General features: G+C 68.8%; 26 protein-coding genes. 17 read left to right on the top strand and 9 right to left on the bottom strand.

Annotated features, from left to right (window positions below; all coding sequences use genetic code 11):
* Nucleotides 1-83 precede the first annotated feature (83 nt).
* Nucleotides 84-1,661, top strand: coding sequence for a long-chain-fatty-acid--CoA ligase (locus tag G6N28_RS07525; RefSeq protein WP_163898874.1), 1,578 nt, complete (start codon nt 84-86; stop codon nt 1,659-1,661).
* An 8-nt stretch (nt 1,662-1,669) separates the two neighbouring features.
* Here G6N28_RS07525 and G6N28_RS07520 read toward each other — a convergent pair whose 3' ends face one another.
* On the bottom strand, nt 1,670-2,287 hold the full coding sequence (locus tag G6N28_RS07520) for an SOUL family heme-binding protein (protein ID WP_163905949.1): 618 nt from the start codon (nt 2,285-2,287) through the stop codon (nt 1,670-1,672).
* 112 nt (nt 2,288-2,399) lie between these two features.
* On the opposite strand from G6N28_RS07520, the gene G6N28_RS07515 reads away from it, so the two are divergent.
* From G6N28_RS07515 to G6N28_RS07505, 3 genes are all read left to right on the top strand, one after another.
* Complete coding sequence (locus G6N28_RS07515; RefSeq protein ID WP_179962036.1) at nt 2,400-3,365, top strand: o-succinylbenzoate synthase; 966 nt, start codon at nt 2,400-2,402, stop codon at nt 3,363-3,365.
* A gap of 63 nt (nt 3,366-3,428) precedes the next feature.
* Nucleotides 3,429-4,379, top strand: a complete 951-nt coding sequence (locus G6N28_RS07510) for a GlxA family transcriptional regulator (RefSeq protein WP_163905945.1) — start codon at nt 3,429-3,431, stop codon at nt 4,377-4,379.
* Between the two features lie 12 nt (nt 4,380-4,391).
* A complete protein-coding gene (locus tag G6N28_RS07505; protein ID WP_163898871.1) occupies nt 4,392-5,114 on the top strand; it encodes a DJ-1/PfpI family protein in 723 nt (240 codons plus the stop codon).
* Here the strand turns inward: G6N28_RS07505 and G6N28_RS07500 are convergent.
* Nucleotides 5,111-5,992: a PDDEXK-like endonuclease domain-containing protein gene (locus tag G6N28_RS07500; protein WP_163898867.1), complete on the bottom strand. Its 882-nt coding sequence runs from the start codon at nt 5,990-5,992 to the stop codon at nt 5,111-5,113. The genes G6N28_RS07505 and G6N28_RS07500 overlap by 4 nt on opposite strands.
* Nucleotides 5,993-6,107: 115 nt before the next feature.
* Here G6N28_RS07500 and G6N28_RS07495 point away from each other — a divergent pair, with 115 nt between their 5' ends.
* Genes G6N28_RS07495 through G6N28_RS07485 form a run of 3 tightly spaced genes read left to right on the top strand, consistent with a single transcriptional unit; the run spans nt 6,108 to nt 9,084 of the window.
* Nucleotides 6,108-6,896, top strand: a complete 789-nt coding sequence (locus G6N28_RS07495) for an alpha/beta fold hydrolase (protein WP_163898864.1) — start codon at nt 6,108-6,110, stop codon at nt 6,894-6,896.
* Nucleotides 6,893-8,542: a 2-succinyl-5-enolpyruvyl-6-hydroxy-3-cyclohexene-1-carboxylic-acid synthase gene (gene menD, locus G6N28_RS07490; protein WP_163898861.1), complete on the top strand. Its 1,650-nt coding sequence runs from the start codon at nt 6,893-6,895 to the stop codon at nt 8,540-8,542. Before G6N28_RS07495 ends, menD begins: the two co-directional genes overlap by 4 nt.
* A gap of 41 nt (nt 8,543-8,583) precedes the next feature.
* Nucleotides 8,584-9,084, top strand: coding sequence for a DUF3592 domain-containing protein (locus G6N28_RS07485; RefSeq protein ID WP_163905943.1), 501 nt, complete (start codon nt 8,584-8,586; stop codon nt 9,082-9,084).
* Nucleotides 9,085-9,129: 45 nt separating this feature from the next.
* On the opposite strand, the gene G6N28_RS07480 is transcribed toward G6N28_RS07485, so the two are convergent.
* Nucleotides 9,130-9,801, bottom strand: coding sequence for a DsbA family protein (locus G6N28_RS07480; protein WP_163898857.1), 672 nt, complete (start codon nt 9,799-9,801; stop codon nt 9,130-9,132).
* Between the two features lie 134 nt (nt 9,802-9,935).
* On the opposite strand from G6N28_RS07480, the gene G6N28_RS07475 reads away from it, so the two are divergent.
* The gene (locus G6N28_RS07475) at nt 9,936-11,075 is read left to right on the top strand and encodes a glycosyltransferase family 4 protein (RefSeq protein ID WP_163898855.1); all 1,140 of its coding nucleotides are present in this window, start codon (nt 9,936-9,938) and stop codon (nt 11,073-11,075) included.
* Between the two features lie 36 nt (nt 11,076-11,111).
* On the opposite strand, the gene G6N28_RS07470 is transcribed toward G6N28_RS07475, so the two are convergent.
* Nucleotides 11,112-11,936, bottom strand: coding sequence for an SDR family oxidoreductase (locus G6N28_RS07470; protein WP_163898852.1), 825 nt, complete (start codon nt 11,934-11,936; stop codon nt 11,112-11,114).
* Between the two features lie 48 nt (nt 11,937-11,984).
* Here G6N28_RS07470 and G6N28_RS07465 point away from each other — a divergent pair, with 48 nt between their 5' ends.
* The 3 genes from G6N28_RS07465 to G6N28_RS07455 all read left to right on the top strand — a co-directional run bounded on the left by G6N28_RS07465 (nt 11,985) and on the right by G6N28_RS07455 (nt 15,597).
* The gene (locus G6N28_RS07465) at nt 11,985-12,671 is read left to right on the top strand and encodes a demethylmenaquinone methyltransferase (RefSeq protein WP_163898849.1); all 687 of its coding nucleotides are present in this window, start codon (nt 11,985-11,987) and stop codon (nt 12,669-12,671) included.
* Nucleotides 12,672-12,738: 67 nt separating this feature from the next.
* Nucleotides 12,739-14,517: a hydroxysqualene dehydroxylase gene (locus tag G6N28_RS07460; protein ID WP_163898846.1), complete on the top strand. Its 1,779-nt coding sequence runs from the start codon at nt 12,739-12,741 to the stop codon at nt 14,515-14,517.
* A 24-nt stretch (nt 14,518-14,541) separates the two neighbouring features.
* Nucleotides 14,542-15,597, top strand: a complete 1,056-nt coding sequence (locus G6N28_RS07455) for an alpha/beta hydrolase fold domain-containing protein (protein WP_163898843.1) — start codon at nt 14,542-14,544, stop codon at nt 15,595-15,597.
* Here the strand turns inward: G6N28_RS07455 and G6N28_RS07450 are convergent.
* From G6N28_RS07450 to menJ, 3 genes are all read right to left on the bottom strand, one after another.
* Nucleotides 15,594-15,809, bottom strand: a complete 216-nt coding sequence (locus tag G6N28_RS07450) for a hypothetical protein (RefSeq protein WP_163898840.1) — start codon at nt 15,807-15,809, stop codon at nt 15,594-15,596. The genes G6N28_RS07455 and G6N28_RS07450 overlap by 4 nt on opposite strands.
* 96 nt (nt 15,810-15,905) lie before the next feature.
* A complete protein-coding gene (locus G6N28_RS07445; protein WP_163898836.1) occupies nt 15,906-16,346 on the bottom strand; it encodes a GAF domain-containing protein in 441 nt (146 codons plus the stop codon).
* Nucleotides 16,346-17,566, bottom strand: a complete 1,221-nt coding sequence (menJ, locus tag G6N28_RS07440) for a menaquinone reductase MenJ (protein WP_163898832.1) — start codon at nt 17,564-17,566, stop codon at nt 16,346-16,348. The genes G6N28_RS07445 and menJ overlap by 1 nt, the downstream gene beginning before the upstream one ends.
* Nucleotides 17,567-17,587: 21 nt before the next feature.
* On the opposite strand from menJ, the gene grcC1 reads away from it, so the two are divergent.
* From grcC1 to G6N28_RS07425, 3 genes are all read left to right on the top strand, one after another.
* A complete protein-coding gene (grcC1, locus tag G6N28_RS07435; RefSeq protein WP_179962035.1) occupies nt 17,588-18,595 on the top strand; it encodes a nonaprenyl/(2E,6E)-farnesyl/geranylgeranyl diphosphat synthase in 1,008 nt (335 codons plus the stop codon).
* A 91-nt stretch (nt 18,596-18,686) separates the two neighbouring features.
* Nucleotides 18,687-19,562 carry a zinc metalloprotease HtpX gene (gene htpX, locus G6N28_RS07430; protein WP_163898829.1) on the top strand — a complete coding sequence of 292 codons (876 nt, stop codon included), beginning with the start codon at nt 18,687-18,689 and terminating at the stop codon, nt 19,560-19,562.
* A 126-nt stretch (nt 19,563-19,688) separates the two neighbouring features.
* Complete coding sequence (locus G6N28_RS07425) at nt 19,689-20,225, top strand: hypothetical protein (RefSeq protein WP_235674499.1); 537 nt, start codon at nt 19,689-19,691, stop codon at nt 20,223-20,225.
* An 18-nt stretch (nt 20,226-20,243) separates the two neighbouring features.
* Here G6N28_RS07425 and G6N28_RS07420 read toward each other — a convergent pair whose 3' ends face one another.
* Both G6N28_RS07420 and G6N28_RS07415 read right to left on the bottom strand, forming a co-directional pair.
* A complete protein-coding gene (locus tag G6N28_RS07420) occupies nt 20,244-21,266 on the bottom strand; it encodes an NAD(P)H-dependent glycerol-3-phosphate dehydrogenase (RefSeq protein WP_163898824.1) in 1,023 nt (340 codons plus the stop codon).
* Nucleotides 21,267-21,385: 119 nt separating this feature from the next.
* A complete protein-coding gene (locus G6N28_RS07415; RefSeq protein WP_163898821.1) occupies nt 21,386-22,513 on the bottom strand; it encodes an acyl-CoA dehydrogenase family protein in 1,128 nt (375 codons plus the stop codon).
* Between the two features lie 116 nt (nt 22,514-22,629).
* On the opposite strand from G6N28_RS07415, the gene G6N28_RS07410 reads away from it, so the two are divergent.
* From G6N28_RS07410 to G6N28_RS07400, 3 genes are read left to right on the top strand one after another with little or no spacing between them, the layout of a single operon-like run.
* A complete protein-coding gene (locus G6N28_RS07410) occupies nt 22,630-23,805 on the top strand; it encodes an acyl-CoA dehydrogenase family protein (protein ID WP_163898818.1) in 1,176 nt (391 codons plus the stop codon).
* A 37-nt stretch (nt 23,806-23,842) separates the two neighbouring features.
* Entirely contained in the window at nt 23,843-25,003 is a 1,161-nt protein-coding gene (locus G6N28_RS07405) for an amidohydrolase family protein (protein ID WP_163898814.1), read from the top strand.
* Nucleotides 25,000-25,284 carry a hypothetical protein gene (locus G6N28_RS07400; RefSeq protein WP_163898811.1) on the top strand — a complete coding sequence of 95 codons (285 nt, stop codon included), beginning with the start codon at nt 25,000-25,002 and terminating at the stop codon, nt 25,282-25,284. The genes G6N28_RS07405 and G6N28_RS07400 overlap by 4 nt, the downstream gene beginning before the upstream one ends.
* The last annotated feature ends 29 nt before the right edge of the window (nt 25,285-25,313 follow it).

Genomic DNA, 25,313 nt, shown 5'->3' with positions numbered 1-25,313 from the left:
CCCGCGCCGCCCGAACGGATCGCAGATTCGGAGGTTCGCGAAACTCTCCTGGCTGGAACCCGGGTTTATGGCACGCTCTGAACATGTCTGAGCTGCCTGACCCGCGTTTCCTCGACGAACGAACCGCCCACTGGGCGCAAACCAAGCCCGACTCCGAGGCGATCACGTATCTGGACCGCACCTGGACCTGGGCGCAGTGGAACGACCGCGTGCGTCGGCTCGCCGGCGCGCTGGCCGAGCGTGGCGTCAAACGCGGCGACGTGGTGGCGTTCCTGGACAAGAACCACCCCGCCTGCGTGGAGCTGACGCTGGCCGCCGCATCGCTTGGCGCGGCCAACGCGATTATCAACTTCCGGCTGGCCGCCGACGAACTCGACTACGTGCTCAACGACTCCGACGCCAAGCTGCTGGTCGTCGGGGCCGAGCTCAAGTCGGGCATCGACAAGATCAGCGACAAGCTCACCCACATCGAGCACATCGTCGCGGTGACCCCGGAGGGCGGCAATGGCTCTCAAGGCGACGAGTACGAGGCGATGCTGGCCTCGGCCACGCCGGTGAACCGCGGCGCCGACGTCCAACCCGACGACGTGGCCATCATCATGTACTCCTCGGGCACCACGGGCCGGCCCAAAGGCGTTGAGCTGACGCAGGCCAACATCATCGCGCACACCATCAACGGCCACGAGGGCTTCAACTTCGACGAGGGCGACAAGAGCATGGTGTCGATGCCGCTGTTCCACGTCGGCGGCTCGTCGTATGTGCAGTTCGGCCTGCACGACGGGATGCCCAGCGTGATGACCCGCGAGGTCGACGGCGCCTCGTTGGCAGGCGCGATTCTGCAGGGTGCCAACAGAACATTCCTGGTGCCCGCCGTGTTGGCCAAGGTGCTGGAGTCCGGCGAGGAAGCGGTCAAGCTGTTCGGCGCGCTCAAGACGTTCGCCTACGGCGCGTCCCCGATGCCGCTGCCGCTGTTGCGTGCGGCGTTGAAGGCCTGGCCGAACACCGATTTCATGCAGGTGTACGGGCTCACCGAGGTGTGTGGGGTGATCAGCCACCTGCTGCCCGAGGCGCACCGCGACCCCGGCCGCGAGGAACGGCTGTCCAGCGCGGGCACGCTGGTGCCCAACGCCGAAGTGCGCGTCGTCGACCCGGACACGCTGGACGAGGTGCCGACCGGACAGCAGGGCGAATTGTGGTTCCGCACACCGCAGTTGATGAAGGGCTACCACAACAAGCCGGAGGCGACGGCCGAGGCGATCACCTCCGACGGCTGGTTCCGCACCGGTGACATCGGGCGCGTCGACCAGGAGGGCTTCATCTTCGTCGAGGACCGACTCAAGGACATGATCATCTCCGGCGGCGAGAACATCTACTCGATCGAAGTCGAACGGGTGATCGCCGAGCATCCCGCGGTCGCCGACGTCGCCGTCATCGGCGTTCCCGACGAGAAGTGGGGCGAGGTCGTCAAAGCCGTGGTCTCGCTGGAGGGTTCGGCCACCCCGGAGGAGCTGATCGCGTGGTGCCGGGAACGGCTCGCGGGCTACAAGTGCCCCAAGAGCGTCGACATCACCGACGAGCTGCCGCGCAACCCCACCGGCAAAATCCTGAAGAAGGAGCTGCGCAAGCCCTACTGGGAGGGCCGCGACCGGGCGACAGTCTAAGGACCGAGCTACTGGCGCACCGGGATCGCGATCTCGTTGCGGCGGCGAAACGGCAGCGTCCAGGGCGGGTCGTAGAACCAGGCCTGTGCCGGCCCGGCGACCTCGATCGCGTTGGCGCGTAACACCTCCGAAAGTTCCTGCGTCCGGGCAGCGACGGCGTGCGCGCTGCGGTCGCCGCTGAACCGCAACACCGCGACCGTCTCACCCGGCACGGTCACCAACCGCACCTCGTCGTCATCCGGGGTCGGCAAGGTGTCCATCGTCCACTTCGACGGCAGGTAGAACCGGATCGTCGAGTGGTCACCGTTTCGGGCCTGCGCCACCGGCGCCGTCATCGCAATCTTCTCGCGTGACTGCTGGCTGACCGGCGCGGTCATCGCGATCTTCTCGTCGCGGTGATTGCCGCCGAAGATGTACCCGGCGAGGCGTCGAAAACCGATGTAGCGGGCGCGGTCCTCGTCGGCGGTCACCGTGGTCTCCGCGGCGATCCGCGGACCGTACCGCCGGATCTCCACGCTGTCCGTGAGCTGGGTACCCACATAGTGGGGCTCTTCGGTGCCCACCCGGATGCCCACGATCGACAACACGGATTCCGCGATCTGCATGGGAATCTCGAGCAGCCGCATCATCGTCGGCTCCCTACCACGGTGGGAAACGGCACAGTTCTCCTCGCACTCGAAATGTTCGCCTCAGAATTTGCCGGTTGCGCCCAGAACTAAACATCGGCGGTGCGGCAGTATGGACGACATGCCGGAGCTCGACGACCTTCTGGACCGCATGCACGTCGTCGCACTACCGATGCGAGTTCGGTTCCGCGGCATCACCGTTCGCGAGGCCGCGCTGATCGACGGGCCGACCGGCTGGGGCGAGTTCGGCGCGTTTGTCGAATACGAGCCGCCCGAGGCCGCGCACTGGCTGGCGGCGGCGATCGAGGCCGCCTACCGCCCGTCGCCGCCGCCGCGCCGTGACCGCGTCCCGATCAACGCCACCGTGCCCGCGGTCGCACCCGCGCAGGTGCCCGAGGTGCTGGCGCGCTTTCCCGGGGCGACGACGGCGAAGGTGAAGGTCGCCGAACCCGGCCAGACCCTGGCCGACGACGTCGCACGCGTCAACGCCGTGCGCGCCCACGTGCCGACCGTGCGGGTCGACGCCAACGGCGGTTGGAGCGTCACCGAGGCCGTCGCCGCCGCAGCAGCGCTGACCGCCGACGGGCCACTGGAGTACCTCGAACAGCCGTGCTCATCGGTCACGGAGCTGGCCGAGCTGCGCCGCCGCATCGACGTGCCGGTCGCCGCCGACGAGAGCATCCGCAAGGCCGACGACCCGCTGCACGTGGTGCGCGCGCACGCCGCCGACGTCGCGGTGCTCAAGGTGGCGCCGCTGGGCGGGGTGGCGCGGCTGCTGGACATCGCCGCGCAGATCGACATCCCGATCGTGGTGTCCAGCGCGCTGGACACGGCGGTGGGCATCGGGCGCGGGCTGCTGGCCGCCGCGGCGCTGCCGGACCTGCCCCACGCCTGCGGGCTGGGCACCGGCGGGTTGTTCGTCGAGGACGTCGCCGAACCGTTCGCGCTCGACGACGGGACGCTGCCGGTGCGGCCCGTCGTGCCGGACCCGGCCCGGCTGGAGGCGCTGGCCGCCGCCCCCGACCGCAGGCAGTGGTGGATCGGCCGGGTGCGGACCTGCCACCCGCTCCTGTCCTAATCTGTGGGATGCATGGCATAGACGCCATCGCGCGGGTGCACGACACTGGGTGACGTGCGATCGGTGCTGATCCTCGGCTATCCGGGTGTCCAGGCGCTGGACCTGGTCGGCCCGCACGAGGTGTTCAGCGGCGCCTCGACGTATTTGGGCGCCCACGGCCGCGACGGCTACACGGTGCGCGTGGTGACCGAGGGCGGCCATCCCGCAACCACCGGCACTGGGCTGGCGCTGGCCGCGCAGCCCCTGCCCGACCCGGGCGAGCCCGTCGACACGCTGATCCTGCCCGGCGGTTTCGGCGTGGACCAGACCCGCGCCAACGTCGACGTCATCGCCTGGATCCAGGCGGTCGCGCAGCACGCGCGCCGCGTCGTCACCGTCTGCACGGGCGCGTTCCTGGCCGCCCAGGCCGGGCTGCTCGACGGTTGCCCGGTCACCACGCACTGGGCGTTCGCCGACCGGCTGGCACGTGAATTCCCTTCGGTGGCAGTCGATCCGGATCCGATTTTTGTGCGTAGCAACGAGCGCATCTGGACCGCCGCGGGCGTCACCGCGGGCATCGACCTGGCGCTGTCGCTGGTCGAGGACGACCACGGCACCGACGTCGCGCAGACCGTGGCGCGCTGGCTGGTGCTGTACCTGCGCAGACCCGGCGGGCAGACGCAGTTCGCCGCGCCGGTGTGGATGCCGCGGGCCAAGCGCACCCCGATCCGGCGGGTGCAGGAAGCCATCGAGACCGAACCCGGTGGGCCGCACAGTGTTCCGGAGTTGGCGCGCCGCGCAGCGATGAGCCCGCGTCACTTCACCCGGCTGTTCACCGAGGAGGTCGGCGAGGCGCCCGGCGCCTATGTCGAACGGATCCGCACCGAGGCCGCGCGCCGCCAGCTCGAGGAGACCGACGACACGCTCACCGTGATCGCCGCCCGGTGCGGCTTGGGCACCGCGGAAACGTTGCGCCGCAACTTCGTTCGTCGGCTCGGGGTTTCGCCCGACCAGTACCGCAAGACGTTCGCCTGACAAGGAGGCCACATGCAGATCGCGATCATGGTGTACCCCGGCTACACCGCGCTGGACTTCATCGGCCCCTACGAGGTGCTGCGCAACCTGCCCGACACCGAGGTGCGGTTTGTGTGGCATGAGCCCGGGCCCGTCGCCGCCGACTCGGGGGTGCTGCTCATCGGCGCCACCCACTCGTTCGACGAGACGCCGTCGCCCGACATCGTGCTGGTGCCCGGCGGCGGGGCGACCTTCGAGCACGCCCGCGACGAGAAGGTGCTCGACTGGGTCCGGCGGGCCCACCAGACGTCGACCTGGACGACCTCTGTGTGCTCGGGCTCGGTGATCCTGGCCGCGGCGGGTGTGCTGGAGGGGTGTCGGGCCACGTCGCACTGGATGGCGCTGCAGCCGCTGCGCTCGTTCGGCGTCGAGCCGGTGGGCGATCAGCGGATCGTGCGCGAGGGCAAGATCGTCACCGCGGCCGGCGTCTCGGCGGGCATCGACCTGGGGCTCTGGCTGTGCGGGCAGATCGGCGGGGAGGCCAAGGCCAAGGCGGTGCAGCTGGTCATCGAATACGACCCGCAGCCCCCGTTCGACTCCGGGCATACCTCCAAGGCGTCGGTGGCCACCAAGGCGGCCGCATCGGCGCTGCTGACCAGGGACATGGTCAAGCAGCACCAGCTGGCGCCCACGGTGAAGCTGGTGTGGGGTGCCGCGATCAAGCGGGCGCGGCAACGGGCGATTTCGGCGCGCTAATGCCCCGCCAGCGTCCGTGAGCGCGCCGAGATCGCCGAGCGGATGGCGGCGAGGACCCGCTGCGGATACTCGACGAGGTCCAGCCAGGTAAAGCGCAGGACCTGCCAGCCGTACAGAATCAGATGGTTCTGGCGTGTCCGGTCGTGCTGGAACGCCTCCTCGTCACTGTGGAATGCCCAGCCATCGACCTCGATCGCGATTTTCAGCACCGCGAACGCGACATCGATCTGGTACGGGCCGAATGCGTAGTTCGCCTTCCACCCGGTGATGCGCGCGTTGCGGAGCAGCCTGAGCAGCAGCCTCTCGGCCTCTGACCGGGCGCCGTCCGACGCCGCGAGCAATAGTCGGCGCGCTCGTGGCGATCCGTACCGGCCCTTGTTGCGCAGATGTGTCCGCCACAACTGGCCCAGCTCGACACGGCGCTGTAGCGCAGAATCCATCAACCTCGCTCCACCGCCGCGCTGGACGGCGGCTTCGAGCACCGTCAGATCCAGCGCCGTCAGCCGAAGCCCGTTTCGCTCGACGACGTCTGGCGGCTCGAGGTCGCGCCGCCGCACCCGGCATCCGTCATGGCTGCGTCCGTGACTGTTCCGAGGGACGGTGACTTCGACGAGTTCCGGGGTGAACCTCGTGAGACCGTGCCACCAGGCGGCGGTGAGGCCGCTCGCCGCAGCCTGCGGGCCGTAGCCCCACACCGCCGCGCGAATACGTGCGGCGTCGGTGAAAGGCCGATCTTCGACGAAGTACACCCCGGGCGTGCACCTGCGCCAATGCCCGGAGGCCACGCGTCGCTGCACGACTTTTTGGGTCAGGCCGGCCCTGCGCGCCTGCGCAAGCGTGATTACGCCGTCATGACGGCGCAGGTAGTCATCGATCATGGTTGTTCGGACGCGCGCGGCGGCGCCGCGGTTCCACTTCCGGCGATTTCGGCGCGCTCATGCCCCGCAGCGGGCGATATCCGCGCCGAAATCGCCGCGAGATACGGTCGTCAGCGTGAATTTGGCCTATGACGACCGCGGTAGCGGCCCCGCTGTCCTGTTCATCGCCGGGCGCGGCGGAGCCGGCCGGACCTGGCATCTGCATCAGGTGCCCGAGTTTCAGCGGGCCGGCTATCGCTGCATCACCTTCGACAACCGCGGCGTGGGCGCGACCGAGCAGGCCAGCGGCTTCACCATCGAGACGATGGTCGCCGACACCGCCGCGCTGATCGAGAAGCTCGACGCCGCGCCGGTGCGCCTGGTGGGGGTGTCGATGGGCTCGTTCATCGCCCAGGAACTACTGCTGGCACGCCCGGAGCTCGTCGACCGCGCGGTGCTGCTGGCCACCCGCGGCCGCACCGACCGCACCCGCGAGTTCTTCCGCGCCGCCGAGCGGGAGCTGTTCGACTCCGGTGTCCGGCTGCCACCCCGCTACGACGCGAAAATCCGTCTGCTGGAGAGCTTTTCGCCGAAGACCCTCAACGACGACGCGAAGGTGCGCGACTGGCTCGACATGTTCACGATGTGGCCGACCAAGATCACGCCGGGTCTGCAGGCCCAGTTCGGTGTCATACCGGAGGACAACCGGCTGCCCGCGTACCGCGCCATCACGCACCCGACGCTGGTCATCGGGTTCGCCGACGACGTGGTGATGCCGCCGCACCTGGGCCGCGAGGTCGCCGACGCCATCCCCAACGGGCGCTACCTGGAGGTTCCCGACACCGGCCACCTGGGCTTCATCGAGCAGCCGCAGCTGGTCAACGAGGCGGTGCTGAAGTTCTTCGCCGATAGTCTGGAGCCGTGAACCCATCGACCGCGCAGGCCCGCGTGGTCGTCGACGAGCTCATTCGCGGCGGCGTACGAGACGTCGTGCTGTGCCCGGGGTCGCGCAACGCGCCGCTGGCGTTCGCGCTGCAGGACGCCGACCGGACCGGCCGCATCCGGCTGCACGTGCGCATCGACGAGCGCACCGCGGGCTTTCTGGCGATCGGGCTGGCCGTGGCCGAGCAGGCGCCGGTGTGTGTGGCGATGACGTCGGGCACCGCGGTGGCCAACCTGGGCCCGGCGGTGGTGGAGGCCAACTACGCGCGGGTGCCGCTGATCGTGCTGAGCGCCAACCGGCCCTATGAGCTGTTGGGCACCGGCGCGAACCAGACGTTCGAGCAGCTCGGCTACTTCGGCACCCAGGTACGCGCGTCGATCAGCCTGGGCCTCGCGGAGGACGCGACCGAGCGGATGGCCGAGCTCAACGCGCAGTGGCGTTCGGCGACGTGCCGAGTTCTGGTGGCGGCCATGGGATCTCGCTCAGCCAATGCAGGTCCGGTGCAGTTCGACATTCCGCTGCGAGAACCGCTGGTGCCCGACGCCAGCGAAGCGCGCGACAGCCTCGGCTACGCGCCGGAGGGCCGCCGCGGCGGCAAGCCGTGGACGTACACCCCGCCCGTCACGTTCGACCAGCCGCTGGACATCGACCTGACGCCCGACACCGTCGTCATCGCCGGTCACGGCGCCGGCGAGCACCCCAACCTCGCGGCGCTGCCCACCGTCGCCGAGCCGACCGCGCCGCCCCCGGCCAATCCGCTGCATCCGCTGGCGTTGCCGCTGATCCACCCCAAGCAGGTCATCATGCTGGGCCGCCCGACGCTGCACCGGCCGGTGTCGGCGCTGCTGGCCGACCCGTCGGTGCCCGTCTACGCGCTGACCACCGGCCCGCGCTGGCCCGACGTGTCCGGCAACTCGCAGGCCACCGGCACCCGCGCGGTCACCACGGGCGCGCCGCATCCGGCCTGGTTGAAGCGCTGCGAAGAGTTCAACCGGCATGCCGTGGACGCGGTGCGAAACCAGCTCAGGACCCACCCGCTGACGACGGGGCTGCACGTGGCCGCGGCGGTGGCCGACGCGCTGCGGCCGGGGGACCAGCTGGTGCTCGGCGCGTCCAACCCGGTACGCGACGCGGCGTTGGTGGGGCTGAACCCGCACGGCATCAAGGTGCGCTCCAACCGGGGCGTGGCCGGCATCGACGGCACGGTGTCGACGGCGATCGGGGCGGCGCTGGCCCACGAGCGGACGACCGGCGGCGGCCGCACGGTCGCGCTCCTCGGCGACCTGACGTTCGTGCACGACAGTTCCGGTCTGCTGATCGGGCCGACCGAGCCCACCCCGCGCAACCTGACCATCGTGGTGTCTAACGACAACGGAGGCGGCATCTTCGAACTGCTCGAGCAGGGCGATCCGCGGTTCTCCGATGTGTCCTCGCGGATCTTCGGCACCCCGCACGACGTGGACGTCGGCGCGTTGTGCCGGGCGTATCACGTGGAGAGCCGCCAGCTGGAGGTGAACGATCTGGCCCCGGCGCTCGACGAGCCGCACGAGGGGATGCGGGTGCTGGAGGTGAAGGCAGACCGGTCCTCGCTGCGGGCGCTGCACGCGTCGATCAAGGCGGCGCTGTGAACGTCGGCAAGCTGAGGAATCCGATCGCTGTGGTGCGCACCATGATTCCGAACTTGTCGGCTGAGCCGAACGGGTCGCGGACCCAACGGGTGTTTCGGCGCATCCGCATCGCGATCGTGGTGGTGGCGTGCCTGGTGACGCTGCAGTCGGTGCTGATGGTGTTGGGCGCGTGGCGCAACGACCGCCAGATCGAGCGGCACATGGGGGTCGCGGAGGCCGAGGTGCTCAGCGCGGGCCCGCGCCGCTCGACGATCGAGTTCGTCACGCCGGACCGGGTGACGTATCGGCCGGAGTTGGGGGTGCTGTATCCGTCGGAGCTGGAGGCGGGGATGCGGATCTATGTCGAATACGACCGCAACGACCCGGATCTGGTGCGGGTGCAGGACCGTAACGCGGCGTTGGCGATCATCCCGGCCGGTTCGATCGCGGTGGTGGGTTGGGTGATCGCGGGGATGGCGCTGGCCGCGACCGGCCTGGCGCAGCGCCGCATCGAGGCGGTTCAAAGCACCCAAGGGGACACACGGGCGGGAAAGTGCGAGTAGTTTTCGCCATTTCGTCGATCTCGGCGCAAGGTGGGCGCGCGCGGGTCAAGACTGGATGAGCTTCAGCAACCAGTCATCGTCATAGATGTCGAGCCGCTCATCGGTCACCGGGTCGAAAACCGTTGGCGTACCGGTGCTCAACGGATCGATCTCGTAGAGGTACTCGAAGTTCGACACCTCCATGTCGGCGATGTTCACCGCGGACCCGCCGGTGGCCACCCGATCGACCACGCTGCCGGGAAGCCCCGCGTCCCGCGCCATCTCGGCCATGTCATCGTCGCTCGGGCCGGGGCCGCCCGGGTCCTGATGCATCCACAGCTCCCGGACGAACCGTTGGAACTCGGCGCCTGTCGCCTCGGCGTCGGCGGCCAGGAACAACGCGTTGCTCACCCGCGCCGAATGCCCGTCGGACTCGGTGTCGAGAAACGTCAGCGGACGGTAGGTGACCTTCAACTGCCCGACGCCGATGTAATAGGCCAGCTGATCGCCGAAGTCGGCCTGCAGGTCAGCACAGTGGGTGCACTGCGGCTCGGTGAAGATCTCGATGCGCACGGGCGCGTTCTCGAATCCGGCGACGACGCCGAAGCCGTCCTTGCTCACCCCCACCGGGGGCTTGTCCGGATCGGGCTGCGCGGTGCCGGCGACCTGCCGGGTGCACCCCGGCGCGACAAGCATCACACCGATCGCCAGCAACGCCAGGACACGGGGTATCCGCATGTCAACCGCCCTTTCTCTGGTGCGCACCCTACTCGATGAAGCGACGGTGACGCATCCGTTGTCGGCACCGGGTCTTCGTCCGCCGTACGCCGCGATGCAACCTTGCCGACATCGGCGACGGCGACCATTGCGGTGTGCGCGTTGCGATCGTCGCAGAGTCCTTCCTCCCGAACATCAACGGCGTGACGAACTCGGTGCTGCGGATACTCGAGCACCTTCGCCGCACCGGCCACGAAGCCCTCGTCATCGCCCCTGACACCCCGCGCGGCCAACCACCCGCCGACCGCGTGCACGACGGCATCCGGGTGCACCGTGTGCCGTCACGCATGTTCCCCGGGGTCACTTCGCTACCGCTGGGCGTGCCGCGACCCAGGATCGTCGGTGTGCTGCGCGGATTCGACCCTGACGTCGTGCATTTGGCCTCACCCGCGCTCCTGGGCTACGGCGGCCTGCACGCCGCAAGACGGCTCGGGGTACCGACCGTCGCGGTATACCAAACAGACATCGCCGGGTTCGCGCAGAGCTACGGCGTCGGGTTCGCCGCCCGCGCCGCGTGGGCCTGGACCCGGCACCTGCACAGCCGCGCCGACCGCACCCTGGCACCGTCCACCTCCGCCATGGAAGACCTGAGCGCACACCGTATTCCGCGGGTGCACAAGTGGGCGCGCGGCGTCGACGTCACCGGGTTCGCTCCCTCAGCACGCGACGACGCGGTGCGCCGCCGATGGTCACCGGACGGCAGGCCCATCGTCGGGTTCGTCGGGCGGCTCGCCCCGGAAAAGCACGTCGAGCGGTTGGCTGCCCTGGCCGCCCGCGACGACCTGCAACTCGTACTCGTCGGCGACGGCATCGACCGCAGGAAGCTCCAAACACTCATGCCCACCGCGGTTTTCACCGGCGCACTGTACGGGGAGCAGCTGGCGGCCGCCTACGCCTCGATGGACCTGTTCGTTCACCCCGGAGAACATGAGACGTTCTGCCAGACCGTGCTGGAGGCGATGGCCTCCGGCCTGCCCGTCGTCGCCCCGAACGCCGGCGGTCCGCGCGACCTGGTGGCACCCTACCGCACCGGGCTGCTGCTGTCCGTCGAGACGTTCGAGGCCGACCTCCCCGCGGCCGTCGACCACCTGCTCGCCGCACGGGCACGTTATTCGGTGGCCGCGCGTCGTAGTGTGCTCGGTCGTACCTGGCCGGCCATATGCGACGAGCTTCTCGACCATTACGCCGCGGTCCAACACCGTCGAGCAGACGTGAAAACCCCTATTTCAGCGTGAATTTGGGGGTATTGGCGTCTGCTCGCCGGAGCGAACTCAGCCCTGTGCCTCGATGGCGACCCGCTGCCACTGCTCCCACGTCTTGATCCGGTCGGCGTATTCGGCCTTGACCATCCCCAACCCGATCTCCCCGAAAAACACTCGTAGCGGCGGAGGTTCGGCGTCAACGACCTTCAGCAGGGCCCGCGCCGACGCCTTCGGGTCGCCCGGCTTGGACACGCGCTGGCTGCGAATCCGGTCGGCCTCCTCGTGCACCTCGCGGTAGTCGGGCAGCGGCGCGGACCGCCGTGACGACGAGCCGCCCCAGTCGGTGGCGAAGCCGGCCGGCTCGATCAGCGTGACGTGGATCCCGAACGGCGCCACCTCCTGCGCCAGCGACTGCGAGAAACCCTCAAGGGCCCACTTCGACGCGTGATAGAGCCCGAGGTTCTGAAACGCCAACACCGCGCCGATCGACGACACCTGCACGACGTGCCCACTGCGCTGGGCCCGCAGGTACGGCAGCGCGGCCTGGGTGACCCACAGCGCGCCGAACACGTTGGTCTCGATCTGATCCCGCGCCTCCTGCTCGGTCACCTCCTCGACGAAACCGAAGTGGCCGTAGCCGGCGTTGTTCACGACGACGTCGAGCCGGCCGAAGTGGTCGTGGGCCTGCTTGACGGCCGCGAAGTCCGCCTCGCGGTCGGTCACATCCAGCGACAGCGGCAGCAGCGCGGAGCCGTATGTCGACGCCAGATCGTCCAGCGTCGCGACGTCGCGCGCGGTCGCGGCGACCTTGTCGCCCCGCTCGAGGGCCGCGGCCGTCCATTCGCGGCCGAACCCGCGCGATGTCCCGGTGATGAACCACACTCTTTCGCCCATGGACCCACTATGCGCCTGAAGGCCCGGACCACAGGTAGCGTCGACGCCGTGAGCCGCGCGACGCTGGAGAAGGACCCGCACGAGGTCGCATCGATGTTCGACGCCGTCGCACGCCGCTACGACCTGACCAACACCGTGTTGTCGCTGGGCCAGGACCGGTTCTGGCGGCGCGCGACACGCTCGGCGCTGCGGGTGGGGCCCGGCGACAAGGTGCTCGACATCGCGGCCGGCACCGCGGTGTCGACGGTGGAGTTGGCGGCGTCGGGGGCGTGGTGTGTGGCCGCGGACTTCAGCGTGGGGATGCTGGCCGCCGGTTACCAGCGCAAGGTGCCCAAGGTGGCCGGGGACGCGACGCGGTTGCCGTTCGCCGACGGCGTCTTCGACGCGGTGACGATCAGTTTCGGGCTGCGCAACGTGGTCGACCACACCGCGGGGCTGCGGGAGATGGCGCGGGTGACCCGGCCCGGCGGACGGCTGGTGGTGTGCGAGTTCTCCACGCCGACGAACCGCTTGTTCGCGACCGTCTACAAGGAGTACCTGATGCAGGCGCTGCCGCGGATCGCCCGCGCGGTGTCGTCGAACCCGGAGGCCTACGTTTACCTCGCCGAGTCCATCCGCGCGTGGCCCGACCAGCGGGCCCTGGCCCGCGAGATAGCCGAGGCCGGCTGGTCGCAGGTGCGGTGGCGCAATCTCACCGGCGGAATCGTCGCGCTGCACGCCGCGACCAAACCTTAGCCGACAACGGGCAGGCGTTACGGCGTGTCGCGGCCTTCCCGCGGAGAATGGCCATTAACTTAGCGGCATGTCGAGTGATGCTCAGCACACTCACTTGTCCCGCCGGACGTTCCTGGCCGGAGCCGCCGCCGCGGCCGCGCTGGCGTCGATGCCGCCGCGCGCCCGCGCCGCCCCCGGAAAGACGGTCGCGGTGTTCGGTGCGGGGATCGCCGGCTTGACCGCCGCGCACGAACTCGTCGAACGCGGCTATCAGGTCACGGTCTACGAACGAAAAGAACTCGGCGGCAAAGCCCGTTCGATACCCGTCCCGAACTCCGGGGCCACGCCGCTGCCTGCCGAGCACGGGTTCCGGTTCTTCCCCGGCTTCTACCGCAACGTCACCGACACCATGCGTCGAATCCCGTTTCCCGGCAACCGGAACGGCACCTGGGAGAACCTGACCCGGGCGACATCCTACTTGCATTCCGGGATGGGTCGCTCCGATCTCACTGTGCCGCTTCCGCTTCCGCTGCCGACCATCCCGAATCCGATCACTCCAAAGGCTTTCATCGAATCGGTCACCACCGTCTTCGAGACGTTGTTCCGGCTGCCGCCGTGGGAGGCGCTGTACGCCGCGCAGAAGCTCGCCGTCTACGTCTCCAGCAGCAACGAACGCAAGCTCGGCCAGTGGGAGAACCTGACGTGGGAGGACTACATCGGCGCGAACCGAAAGTCCCACGAATACAACCGCTACCTCGCCGACGGCATCATCCGTAACCTGGCCGCATCCAAATCCAAAGACGCCAGCGCACATTCGATCGGACTGGTCGGCGAAGCGTCGGTCTGGTCCATCCTGCTTTTCGGAAACGACTCCGACGGCAAGGGTTTCGACCGTGTGCTCAACGGACCGACGAGCTCGCAGTGGTTGGACCCATGGGTCGAGTACCTGCGTGACCAGGGCGTGCAGTTCCGCATCGGTCAGGCGGTGGCGCGGTTTACCACCAACGGCAAGCACATCGAGTCGGCGACCGTGGTCAGCCAGGGCGGCATACCGCAGCCCGTCGTCGCCGACTGGTACGTCTCGGCCATCCCGTGCGAGAAGCTGGCCGCGGTCCTCACCCCCGACGTCATCGAGGCCGACCCGCAACTGGCCAACATCGCGCTGCTGCGCACCGAGTGGATGAACGGCCTGATGTTCTATCTCAAGGATCGTGTCGACGTCACCAAGGGTCACGTCAACTACGTCGACTCCGGTTGGGCGATCACCTCGATCAGCCAGGAGCAGTTCTGGAGGAAAAGCCTCACCGAGTACGGCGACGGCACCGTGCGTGACTGTCTGTCGGCGATCATCTCCGACTGGAGCACGCCGGGTAACTTCAACGGCAGAAGTGCGCGGGACTGCACGCCCCAGGAGATCGCCCACGAGGCGTGGCAGCAGATCAAGGCCCACCTCAACGACACCGACAAGGTGGTCGACGACGACATGCTGCACTCGTGGTTCCTCGACCCGGCGATCATCGACTCGGGCACACCGGATGTCCGCAACGACGAACCGCTGTTCATCCAGGATCCCGGGTCGTGGCATCGACGGCCCAACGCGGTCACGGCGATCGACAACCTGTTTCTGGCCGGCGAATGGATCAAGACCGACCAGAACGTCACCACGATGGAGGGCGCCAACGAGGGCGGGCGCTACGCGGCCAACGCGGTGCTGCAGGCGTCGGGCTACAACGGCGACATGGTCAAGATCGTCGAGCTGTTCCAGGCGCCGTGGTGGGAACCCCTCAAACAGCTCGACCGCGCCCGGTACCAGAAGGGTTTGCCCCATATCCTGGACATCTTCGACACCAGATGGCCGACGACATAGCGCGCCGCGGTATACGGTCACGCCATGTATGGACGTCTGGCAGACCCCGAAGCCACCCTCGGCACCGATCCGCGTGCTGATCCGCGCATGGTCAAGGCCTTCGCGCCGTTCGGCCTCGACGGGCGGCTACCGCCCCCGCCGCTGACCGTCGACGCGCCGCTGGAAGACCGCCGCGAGTTCGCCGCGGTCAGCGAACAGGGCATGGGCGCCATCTTCGACGTGTTCGCCCAGGCCGCACCGACGGTCACCGGCGTCACCACCACGACCACCCAGATCGCCAGCGTCGACGGCAACGACATCACGCTGTACCTCAGCAGCCCCGACACCGGCGGCGCCCCCTTGCCCGCCGTCGTACATCTGCACGGCGGCGGAATGGCGATCGGCAGCGCCGCCGACACCGCCTATCTGAGGTTGCGTGAATACCTCGCTGCCACAGGGGTTGTCGTCGTCGGCGTGGAGTTTCGCAACTCCGGCGGCAAGCTCGGCCCCCACCCGTTTCCGGCGGGCCTCAACGACTGCGCGTCGGCCGTGCGGTGGGTGGCGGCCAACCGCACGGAACTCGGTGTCAGCCATTTGATCGTGTCGGGGGAGTCCGGCGGCGGCAACCTGACGCTGGCCGTGGCGCACAAGGCCAAACGGGAAGGCTGGGTGGGCGACATCGCCGGGCTCTACGCGCAGTGCCCCTACATCTCCAACCGTTGGCTCGACGAGTGCGACGACCTGCCGTCGCTGAAGGAGAACGACGGATACTTCGTCGATCGCCAACAGCTGGCGCTGCTCGGCTCGATCTACGACCCCGACGGTAAGCACGCCGACGACGCCACCTGTTGGGCCGGGGTGGCCACCGACGGCGAGCTGACCGGAATGCCACCGCATGTCATCTCGGTCAATGAACTCGACCCGCTGCGTGACGAGGGCCTGCTGTACTACCGACGGCTGATCCGCGTGGGCGTGCCCGCGGTCGGCCGCGTGGTGGCGGGCACCTGCCACGGCGGTGATCTGCTGATGGCGCACGTCATGCCGGATGTGTTCGACGCCAGCATCCGCGACGTCAGCGGGTTCGCCAAATCGCTTGGCTAGCCGACGGACTGGGTGCTGTCGGGCGTCACGATGATTTCGCCCATGCTCTGTCGGGGGGTGGGGCGCGGCTGGTCGCCGAGTCGTTCGCAGACACCGACATAGGGCACGTCTCGACACGGCCCGCTCGGCGCCGCGGCAGCGATTCCGGCCGAGCCCAGGGCAGCGGTGATGGCGATTGCGCCGAGCGCCGCTCGAACTGTCAGGCTACGCATCGCGGTTCCTTCCCTCGATGCACTTTCTAAACGCCGCTACGCCAAAGGATAATCCCGGCGCGTGCCCGTGAACAGTTCAGCTAGCAGGGCTTACAGTTAGCCAGACTCGACAATGCCTGCGTCCCAAGCCCGTTGCGTCTGCGGGCCGACGCCGGGGTCGTGGGTCTGCTGGAAGTTGCGCCCGCCCCGGCCGAAGGTGGCGACGACGGCGGCGGGCACCGCGGATTCGGTGAGCGGGCGCCCCAGCCACCGGCAGGGGCGGACATGCACCAGATCCACCGCCGCTCCGGCATCGTCGTAGAAGTACGGCCCGTCGATGCGGCCCAGCCAGTACAGGCCCGCGGCGTCGCGTGTCCACACGAACGAGCCGTCGTCGACGTCGGCGAACCGGTCCACCCGACGCTGCAGCCGCTCATCGGCACCGGCTTCACCAAAGCCCACCAGCCCCAGCGCCAGCGCGCGCTCGATCGTCGCCGCCGGATCGAAATCGTCGCTGCGGGAACGCATCGGCGCGCGGTAGACCGCGGGTGTGCTCATCAGGTGAACGGCGGACGTTCGTCGATGCGCCGCGATGCCTTCCCCGCCACCCGCCACAGCCGGGCCACCCAGTCGGCGTCCTCCTCGGTGACGAAATTGCCCATCACCCGCACCGCGATCGTCATCAAGAAGTCCGACCGCATCGCCACCGGCCCCGCCAGCGGCAGGAAGCGCGGAATCGTCAACAACAGCGCCAGCCGGCGCGCCACCGAGAACCCGCGCGCATAGTGCGCCGAAAGCACCGCCGGCCATGCCGCCGACAAGTCACCGGAGCCCAGCAGCTCGGCCGCCAGCCGGCCGGTCTCCATCCCGTAGTCGATGCCCTCGCCGTTCAGCGGGTTGACGCAGGCCGCCGCGTCGCCGATCAGCATCCAGTTCGGCCCGGCCACCCCCGACACCGCCCCGCCCATCGGCAACAGCGCCGACAACGCGGCCCGCGGCGCACCGGAGAAGCCCCACTCGTCGCGGCGCAGCCCCGCGTAGTAGGACATCAGCGGCCGCAGCGCCGTGTCGGCCGGCCGCCGCGACGTCGCCAGCGCGCCGACGCCGATGTTCACCTCGCCGTTGCCCAGCGGGAAGATCCAGCCGTAGCCGGGCAGCACCTCACCTTCGGGGGAGCGCAACTCCAGATGCGACGTGATCCACGGCTCGCCCGCCCGCGGCGTGGCGATGTAACCGCGCACCGCCACGCCGTACACGGTTTCCTTGTGCCACTGCCGGCCCAGCACGCGCCCCAGCGTCGATCGTGCGCCGTCGGCGACGATCAACTCGGAGCACCCGATCGAGGCCCCGTTGTCCAGCTCCAGCGTCATCACCCGGCCCGTCGAGTCATGCTGCACGCCAACGGCTTTCACGCCCAACATCATCTTGGCGCCCTCGTCGACGGCGACCATGCGGATGCGGTCGTCGAGCTCGGTGCGCGGGACCGCGCTGGAGGTCGCCGGGAACGACGGTCCCGGCCACTCGATTTCGACGTCGGCGCCGAACCCCGACATCCGCAACCCGCGGTGACGAACCCGCCCGTCCAGCCAGGTACCCAGCCCCAGCCGCTCCATTTCCTGCACGGCGCGCGGGGTCAGGCCGTCGCCGCAGGCCTTGTCCCGGGGGAACTGCGCGGAGTCGATCACCAGCACATCGCGGCCGGCGCGGCACGCCCATGCGGCGGCCGCCGATCCAGCGGGTCCGGCACCCACCACCACCACGTCGGCTCGCGAATCCATGGTTCCCAGTATGTTGGCTGTGTGAGGACACCAGCGAGCGTGGTGGCGGGAGTGGATTTCGGGGACCCCGCGTTCGCGCGAGACGTTCGCGACGCGGTGGCGCGCATCGAGGACCTGATGGCCGCTGAGCTGGGCAAAGCCGACGAGCTGATGTCCGAGGCCGTGCAGCACCTGTTCCAGGCCGGCGGCAAGCGGTTCCGTCCGCTGTTCACCGTGCTGTCGGCGCGGCTGGGCCCCGAACCCGACGCGTGGCAGGTGACGGTCGCCGGTGCGGTCATCGAGCTCGTGCACCTCGCGACGCTGTACCACGACGACGTGATGGACGACGCGCAGATGCGCCGCGGTGCGCTGAGCGCCAACGCCCGCTGGAGCAACAACATCGCGATCCTGGCCGGCGACTACCTGTTCGCCACCGCGTCTCGTCTGGTCAGCAGGTTGGGGCCCGAAGCGGTGCGGGTGATCGCCGACACGTTCGCCCAGCTGGTCACCGGCCAGATGCGCGAAACCCGCGGCGCCGCCGAGAACGTCGACTCCGTCGACCACTACCTCAAGGTGGTGTACGAGAAGACCGCCTGCCTGATCGCGGCGTCCGGCCGGTTCGGGGCCACGTTCTCCGGCGCCGACGACGAGCAGATCGAGCGGCTCTCCCGCCTCGGCGGCATCGTCGGCACCGCGTTTCAGATCTCCGACGACATCATCGACATCGACAGCGACCTCGAGGAGTCCGGCAAGGTGCCCGGCACCGATCTGCGCGAAGGCGTGCACACGCTGCCGGTGCTCTACGCGCTGCGCGAACCGGGGCCCGACGCCGACCGGCTGCGGCAGCTGCTGGCCGGGCCCGTCGACGACGACGACGACCTGGCCGAGGCGCTGCGGTTACTGCGCACGTCACCGGGCATGGCGCGGGCCAAAGAGACCGTCGTCCAGTACGCCGAACAGGCCAGCGACGAGCTCAACCACCTGCCCGACGGCCCCGGCCGCGACGCGCTGGCCACGCTGGTGCACTACACGGTCAACCGGCACGGCTGAGGCTGTTTCGGAACCGGGGGGATCGCTGCAGCGTTATGTCAGGCGAAGGCTTCCAGCTCGACTCGAGAGCCCCAAGCAGGAGGAATCCGCGATGACGTGGAACCCGCACGCGAACAGGATCAAGACGTTCCTGTTGCTGGCGCTGTTCTCGGCGCTGATCGTCGCCGTCGGCGCGATGTTCGGCCGCAACATCATGTTCCTGGCCGTGCTGTTCGCCATCGGCATGAACGTCTACGTCTACTTCAACAGCGACAAGCTGGCGTTGCGGGCCATGCACGCGCAGCCGGTCAACGAGATGCAGGCGCCGGTGATGTACCGCATCGTGCGCGAGCTGGCGACCGCCGCGCGGCAACCGATGCCGCGGCTCTACATCAGCGACACCGCGGCGCCCAACGCGTTCGCGACGGGCCGCAATCCGCGCAACGCGGCGGTGTGCTGTACGACGGGCATCCTGGGCATCCTCAACGAACGCGAGCTGCGCGCGGTGCTGGGTCACGAGCTGTCGCACGTCTACAACCGCGACATCCTGATCTCGTGTGTGGCAGGCGCGATGGCGTCGGTGATCACCGCGCTGGCCAACCTCGCCTTCTTCGCGAGCATGTTCGGCGGCAACCGTAGCGGCGGCGCGAATCCGATTGCGATCCTTCTGGTTTCGCTGCTGGGCCCAATCGCGGCGACGGTGATCCGGCTGGCCGTGTCGCGGTCGCGCGAGTACCAGGCCGACCAGTCCGGTGCGGAGCTGACCGGTGACCCGCTGGCGTTGGCCAGCGCGCTGCGCAAGATCAGCGCCGGTGTGGAGCAGGCGCCGCTGCCGCCCGACCCGAAGCTGGCCGATCAGGCGCACCTGATGATCGCCAACCCGTTCCGCTCCGGCGAGAAGATCGGCAAGCTGTTCTCCACGCACCCGCCGATCGAGGACCGGATCCGCCGGCTCGAGCAGATGGCCGGCCGCGGCGGCCCGTACTGAGCGATTTCGGCGCGCTGATCGACCGTCAGGGGCCATGAGCGCGCCGAAATCACGTAACGGGCGGCCGTCGATCGGCGATGACCTGGGTATGCTGCGAGTCCCCAGCGCACCGTTTAGGGTGTGCACGTGCTGAACAGAGTCCTGATCGGCGCCCTCGGCGCGGCCGCGGCGCTGCTCGGCGGGTCCGGAGTGGCTGCCGCGCAGCCGCCGTCGCCGCCGCCGGCCCCACCCGCTCCCGACGTCAACGCCTACGCCCCGGTCAAGCTCTCCGACTATGCGGTGATGGACGGCAGCTGGTATGCGTTCCGCACCCCGGACGGGTTGACGTGTGTGCTGCAGCGCACCGGCGGCTACGGCTGCAGCGGCGCGATTCCCGCCGCGCCCAACGGCGCGAACTTCGTCAGCGGCGGGCCGGGGGTGCCCGGGTTCGCCAACGCCGACGCCGCGGTGTTCGGCTTCGTCGGCGACGTCAAGCCGCTGCCGGCCGGGTCGCGGATCAGCTTCCAGACGGTCAGCTGCGGCAGCGACGGCTCGGTGACGACGTGCGCGGACAGCCGTAACCAGTCCGGTTTCGTGCTCAGCCCGGCGGGCAGCTACATCATCAACGACGGCCGCGTTCCGCTGCTGGACCGGCCCGAGGGCACCAACCCGTTCTTCAACTAGCCTTCGGCGCGCACGGGCTCAGAACCCCGAGCCGTGCACCTCGTGGCCCGGCTTTTCGACCATCAGCCCGCGGTAGGCCTGCTCGACGGTCGAGCCGTGGTTGACCACCGCGTCGACCTCCCGCGCGATCGGCATCGACAGCCCGTAGTCGTTGCAGAACTCCATGACCACGCTGGCGGCCTTGACGCCCTCGGCGACTTGGTTCATCGACGCGATGATCTCGTCGATCGGCTTGCCTGCACCCAGCTGTTCGCCGACGTGGCGGTTGCGGCTGCGCTGCGACGTGCACGTGACGATGAGGTCGCCGATGCCGGCCAGGCCCGCGAACGTGTCGCGGTGCCCACCCATCGCCTCGCCCAGCTTCGACATCTCGCGCACGGCACGCGCCATCACCATCGCGCGGGTATTCTCGCCGATCCCAAGCGAATAGCCCATGCCGACCGCGATCGCGTACACGTTCTTCAGCGCGCCTGCCATCTCCACGCCGACCACATCGTCGGTGGTGTACGTGCGAAACCGCTTGGTGCGGAACAGCTGTGCCAGGTTCGCGGCGAGTTGCTGGTCGGGCATCGCGAGCACCGCGGCGGCGGCGTAGCCCTCGGCGACCTCGCGGGCGATGTTCGGCCCGGCCAGGATTCCGGCCGGATGCCCGGGCAGCACCTCGGCGACGATCTGGCTCATCCGGTAGTTCGTGCCCTGCTCGAGCCCCTTGACCAACGACACCACGGGTACCCACGGCCGCAGCTCCTTGGCCAGCTCGGTCAGCACCGCGCGAAAGCCGTGTGACGGCACGCCCATCACGATGACGTCGGCGCAGCTGGCCGCCTCGGAGAAGTCCGTCGTCGCCTTCAACGACTCGGGGAGTTCGACCTCGTCGCCGAGGTACTTGGTGTTGCGGTGGTTGTCATTGATGTCCTTGGCGGTCTCCTCCGAGCGCACCCATTGCAGGGTCGGCCCGCGCCTGGCGCAGATGGACGCGACGGTGGTACCCCAGGAGCCCCCACCGAGAACGACGACTTTGGGAACCCGTTTCTCAGCCATGCCCGTCAGCGTAGGACCACTCCCCAGCGCGCACGTGCGGTTTGCACACTCACGCCCAAAGGGACATTTGGGCGGAAAAGTGCCAGTGGATTCCGCCAAAACGTCGATCTCGGCCCGGGTTAGCGCAGCACCTCGGCCTCGAGCATCCGGCACAACCGCTCCCGGTGATGGCTGGCGTCACCGGACAGCAGCGAGTTGACACGGGCCCGGCGCAGGTAGAGATGTAGATCGTGCTCCCAGGTGAACCCGATCCCGCCGTGAAGCTGAAGCGCCTCGCCCGCGACCTCGTTGACGGCGTCGGACACATAGGCTTTCGCGACGCTGACCGCGTGATCGACGTCGGCGCGGCCGCTGTCGAGCGCCATCGCGGCGTAGTAGGTGGCCGCCGTGCTGGCCTGAACCCGGATGCGCATGTTTGAGCACTTGTGCTTGACGGCTTGGAAACTGCCAACGGGACGGCCGAATTGGACGCGGTTCTTGACATAGTCGACGGTCATCGCCAACAGGCGCTCGCCGATGCCGACAAGCTCCGCGCACACCAGCACGGTGTGCAGCTGCAGCGTGCGGGCCAGCGACCGCTGCGCTGCGTCGCCGGCGGCGACGAGCCCGTCCGCCGGAACGCACACCCCCTCGAACGTGACATCGCAGTATCTGCGGGTGACGTCGAGAGTCTGCTGCCGCTCGATCCTCAGGTTCTCGGCGTCCGCGGGCACCAGGAAACGGGCGGGCGCGCCGTCGAGCACCGCGTCGACCAGCAGCACCTGTGCGGCATCGGCGTCCTGCACCGACGCCTTGGACCCCGTGATGCGGTAGCCGTCACCGCTCCGTTCGGCGCGGGTCTGCAGCCCGGCAGGCGTCCACGGCCGGCCCGACTCGGCGAACGCCCACGTCGCGATCAGTGCGCCTTCCGAAATCGACTGCAGAACCTTGGATTTCGTCACCTCTTCGGCCCGGCTCAGGGTATCCGCCGCGACGACTGTGGGAATGAACGGCGTGGCCGCCAACCCGCGGCCAAGCTCCACGCCCACCAGCGCCAAATCGATCGACTGCTGGCCCAGCCCACCGTCGGCCTCCGGAATCGCCAACGCCGGCCAGCCGAGTTGGGAGCCCAGCCGCCACACCTCGGCGTCGTACCCGACCGGCCCGTCGATCAGCGCCCTGGCCCGATCGACCGACGATTTGCTGCTCAGCAGGGAACGGGTGGAATCCACGAGGCCGCGCTGCTCGTCGGAGAGCTCGAAATCCACGGGTGCTCCTTCGCTGACGCCGACGGGGCGAATGAGGGGATTGCAATAACTCCCCAAAACATACAGGATACTGATTAAGGTGAATCTGATCACTAAACCGGTTGGACGGAGGCGACTTGCATCTCGGCCAGGACCGCGAGTTGGATGCGCTGCGCATGCGGGTCCGCGATCTAGCCGCCCAGTATGCGCCGCCGCGCCACAGCCGCACCGGCGTTCGGGCGCCTGAGGCCCACGAAATTCCCGCGTTGCGGAAGTGGACCGCGATTCTCTTCAGCGAGCAGTTGCTGGGAGTGAACTGGCCGGTCGAGTACGGGGGATTGGCAGACGCGCATCCGCTGCACGAGTCCGTTGTCGCCGACGAGCTGATCCGCGCGGGAGCGGCCGGTCCGGTCGGCGGCGGATTGCTCGCCGGCGCTGCGATCGTCGCCTCGGGTACGACCGCACAGAAGGACCACTTCCTGCCGCGCATCCGCTCCGGCGAGCACATCTGGTGCCAGCTGTTCAGCGAGCCCGACGCCGGCAGCGATCTGGCCGGCCTGCGCACGCGCGCGCGCCGCGACGGGGACCACTTCGTCGTCGACGGGCAGAAGGTGTGGACCACCAACGGCCAGCACGCCGACTGGGGCTACCTGCTGGCCCGCACCGATCCCGACGCGCCCAAGCACGCGGGTATCACGGCGTTCGCGCTGGACATGAAAACCCCTGGCGTCACGGTGCGCCCGCTGCGCGAGATCACCGGCACCGCCGACTTCAACGAGGTCTTCTTCGACGGCGTGCGGATCCCCGAAACCCAGGTCATCGGCGAGGTCAACGGGGGCTGGGCGGTGACGACCACCAGCCTGGCGCTGGAACGCTCCAGCGCCGGCAGCGGGGCATCGCTGTTCGGGGCGCTGAACCGGTTGGTGCGCCTCGCGAATGACGTGCGGCGGGACGGCCGCCCCGCGCTCGAACGCGACGACGTGCGCCAGGCGATCGGCGGTTTCGTCGCCGACGTGCACGTGAACGCGCTGGTTTCGGCGTTCGGCGACAGCAGGGCGCTGCACGGCACCGGAGACGTCGCCGACGCGCCGGTGTCGAAGATCCTGTTCAGCGAGATCAACCTGGCCCTGCACGAGTACGGGGTGCAGTTGCAGGGCCACGACGGGGTGCGTATCGAGGGCGACGCCCAGGTGCACGACGACGGATGGTGGCAGGACGCCTTCCTCTACGGGCGGGCCTTCACCATCGCGGGCGGCACCAACGAGGTGCTCCGCAACCTGATCGCCGAACGCGCACTGGGATTGCCGCGATGACCCCCAAGGACCCGGTTTCGGAGTCGAAGGAGATGCCATGCCTTTGCAAGACTGGATGAAGATCATCTCGGTCGACGACCACGTCATCGAACATCCTCGGGTGTGGCAGGACCGGCTTCCAGAAGCGCTTCGTGCCGAGGGCCCGCAGATCGTCGAAACGGCTGAGGGACACCATGTCTGGCAGTACGAAGGCCAGCTGTTCCCGCAGATCGGGCTCAACGCCGTCGCCGGCAAGCCGCCCGCGGAGTACGGCATGGAACCGGTGCGCTACGACCAGATGATCCCGGGCTGCTACGACCCCGTCGAGCGGGTCCGCGACATGGACATCGACGGCGTGGAGGCCGCGCTGGCGTTTCCGTCGTTTCCGGGATTCGGCGGCGGGGTGTTCCAACGGGCCAAGGACAAGACGCTCGCATTGGAATGTGTGCGGGCCTGGAACGACTTCCAGGTCGACGAGTGGTGCGCGACGGCACCGGATCGGTTGATCCCGTTGGGAATTCTGCCCACCTGGGATGTGGAGTTGGCGGCCCGCGAAGTCGAGCGGTTGGCCCAGATCGGGACCAGGGCGGTGTCATTTCCCGACAGCCCCGTGCCGCTCGGCCTGCCCTCGTTCCACGACCCGACGCACTGGGAGAAGCTGTGGGACGCCCTCGAGGCCGCGGACATGCCGGTGTGCCTGCACTTCGGTTCGGGCAGCTACGTGCCCGGCTTCTCCTTCGCCACCGGCTCCATGGACCCCAACGCGCCGTTCGCGGTGGCGATCGCGACGTTCTCCACCAACCTGATGTGGAGCACCGCGGACCTGGTGTTCTCCGGTGTGTTGCAACGACATCCGAACCTGAAGTTCATGCTTTCCGAGGGCGGCATCGGCTGGATCCCCTACCTGCTGGAACGGCTGGACTACACCTGGGAGCGGCACCGCTGGTATCAGAACATCAGCCGCGAGGATCGGCCGTCGGATCTTTTCCGCAAGCACTTCTGGGGCTGCTTCATCGACGACGAGCACGGCGTGAACTCCCGGGACGCGATCGGTGTCGAGAACATCCTCGTCGAGGTCGACTATCCGCACTCCGACTCGAACTGGCCCAACAGCCGTAAACGGATGAGCGAGAACCTCCTTGACGTTCCGGACGACGACGTCCACCGCATCGTGGAACTCAACGCACGCGAACTGCTGCGCTTCGGCAACGGCCGATGACCGAACCGCGGCCCGACACCGCCGACTACGACCTGCTGACGTTCGGCGAGGTCGCCGCGCGGCTGTCGGAGGAACTGGCCGCGGCCACAGCGGAGCTGGACGGGCTGCGCCAGCAGGCCAGCCCGGACACGGACCGCATTCGACGCCTCGAACAGCGCATCGAACTGCTGAAGTCCAGCGGCGACCGGTATCGACAGGAGCAGCGCACGAACGAGTCCTTCAACCGCCGGTTCGGGTCACTGGTCGATCCGCCATCCGACCGGCGTCCCCAGTGGCGTTGAGGAACAATAGGTAGCGATCCGAGGGGTCA

The organism is Mycolicibacterium pulveris (assembly GCF_010725725.1).
GTDB classification, from domain to species: Bacteria; Actinomycetota; Actinomycetes; order Mycobacteriales; family Mycobacteriaceae; genus Mycobacterium; species Mycobacterium pulveris.
The sequence above is the reverse complement of the archived record's forward strand: the minus strand, read 5'-3'. Positions and strand labels throughout refer to the sequence as shown.

Excerpts from the sequence above, each read along its gene's own strand:
- G6N28_RS07525 (WP_163898874.1), top strand. The coding sequence starts at position 84 with ATGTCTGAGCTGCCTGACCCGCGTTTCCTCGACGAACGAACCGCCCAC.
- G6N28_RS07520 (WP_163905949.1), bottom strand. The coding sequence starts at position 2,287 with ATGCGGCTGCTCGAGATTCCCATGCAGATCGCGGAATCCGTGTTGTCG.
- G6N28_RS07515 (WP_179962036.1), top strand. The coding sequence starts at position 2,400 with ATGGACGACATGCCGGAGCTCGACGACCTTCTGGACCGCATGCACGTC.
- G6N28_RS07505 (WP_163898871.1), top strand. The coding sequence starts at position 4,392 with ATGCAGATCGCGATCATGGTGTACCCCGGCTACACCGCGCTGGACTTC.
- G6N28_RS07500 (WP_163898867.1), bottom strand. The coding sequence starts at position 5,992 with ATGATCGATGACTACCTGCGCCGTCATGACGGCGTAATCACGCTTGCG.
- G6N28_RS07485 (WP_163905943.1), top strand. The coding sequence starts at position 8,584 with ATGATTCCGAACTTGTCGGCTGAGCCGAACGGGTCGCGGACCCAACGG.
- G6N28_RS07480 (WP_163898857.1), bottom strand. The coding sequence starts at position 9,801 with ATGCGGATACCCCGTGTCCTGGCGTTGCTGGCGATCGGTGTGATGCTT.
- G6N28_RS07470 (WP_163898852.1), bottom strand. The coding sequence starts at position 11,936 with ATGGGCGAAAGAGTGTGGTTCATCACCGGGACATCGCGCGGGTTCGGC.
- G6N28_RS07460 (WP_163898846.1), top strand. The coding sequence starts at position 12,739 with ATGTCGAGTGATGCTCAGCACACTCACTTGTCCCGCCGGACGTTCCTG.
- G6N28_RS07455 (WP_163898843.1), top strand. The coding sequence starts at position 14,542 with ATGTATGGACGTCTGGCAGACCCCGAAGCCACCCTCGGCACCGATCCG.
- G6N28_RS07450 (WP_163898840.1), bottom strand. The coding sequence starts at position 15,809 with ATGCGTAGCCTGACAGTTCGAGCGGCGCTCGGCGCAATCGCCATCACC.
- G6N28_RS07445 (WP_163898836.1), bottom strand. The coding sequence starts at position 16,346 with ATGAGCACACCCGCGGTCTACCGCGCGCCGATGCGTTCCCGCAGCGAC.
- menJ (WP_163898832.1), bottom strand. The coding sequence starts at position 17,566 with ATGGATTCGCGAGCCGACGTGGTGGTGGTGGGTGCCGGACCCGCTGGA.
- htpX (WP_163898829.1), top strand. The coding sequence starts at position 18,687 with ATGACGTGGAACCCGCACGCGAACAGGATCAAGACGTTCCTGTTGCTG.
- G6N28_RS07420 (WP_163898824.1), bottom strand. The coding sequence starts at position 21,266 with ATGGCTGAGAAACGGGTTCCCAAAGTCGTCGTTCTCGGTGGGGGCTCC.
- G6N28_RS07405 (WP_163898814.1), top strand. The coding sequence starts at position 23,843 with ATGCCTTTGCAAGACTGGATGAAGATCATCTCGGTCGACGACCACGTC.
- G6N28_RS07400 (WP_163898811.1), top strand. The coding sequence starts at position 25,000 with ATGACCGAACCGCGGCCCGACACCGCCGACTACGACCTGCTGACGTTC.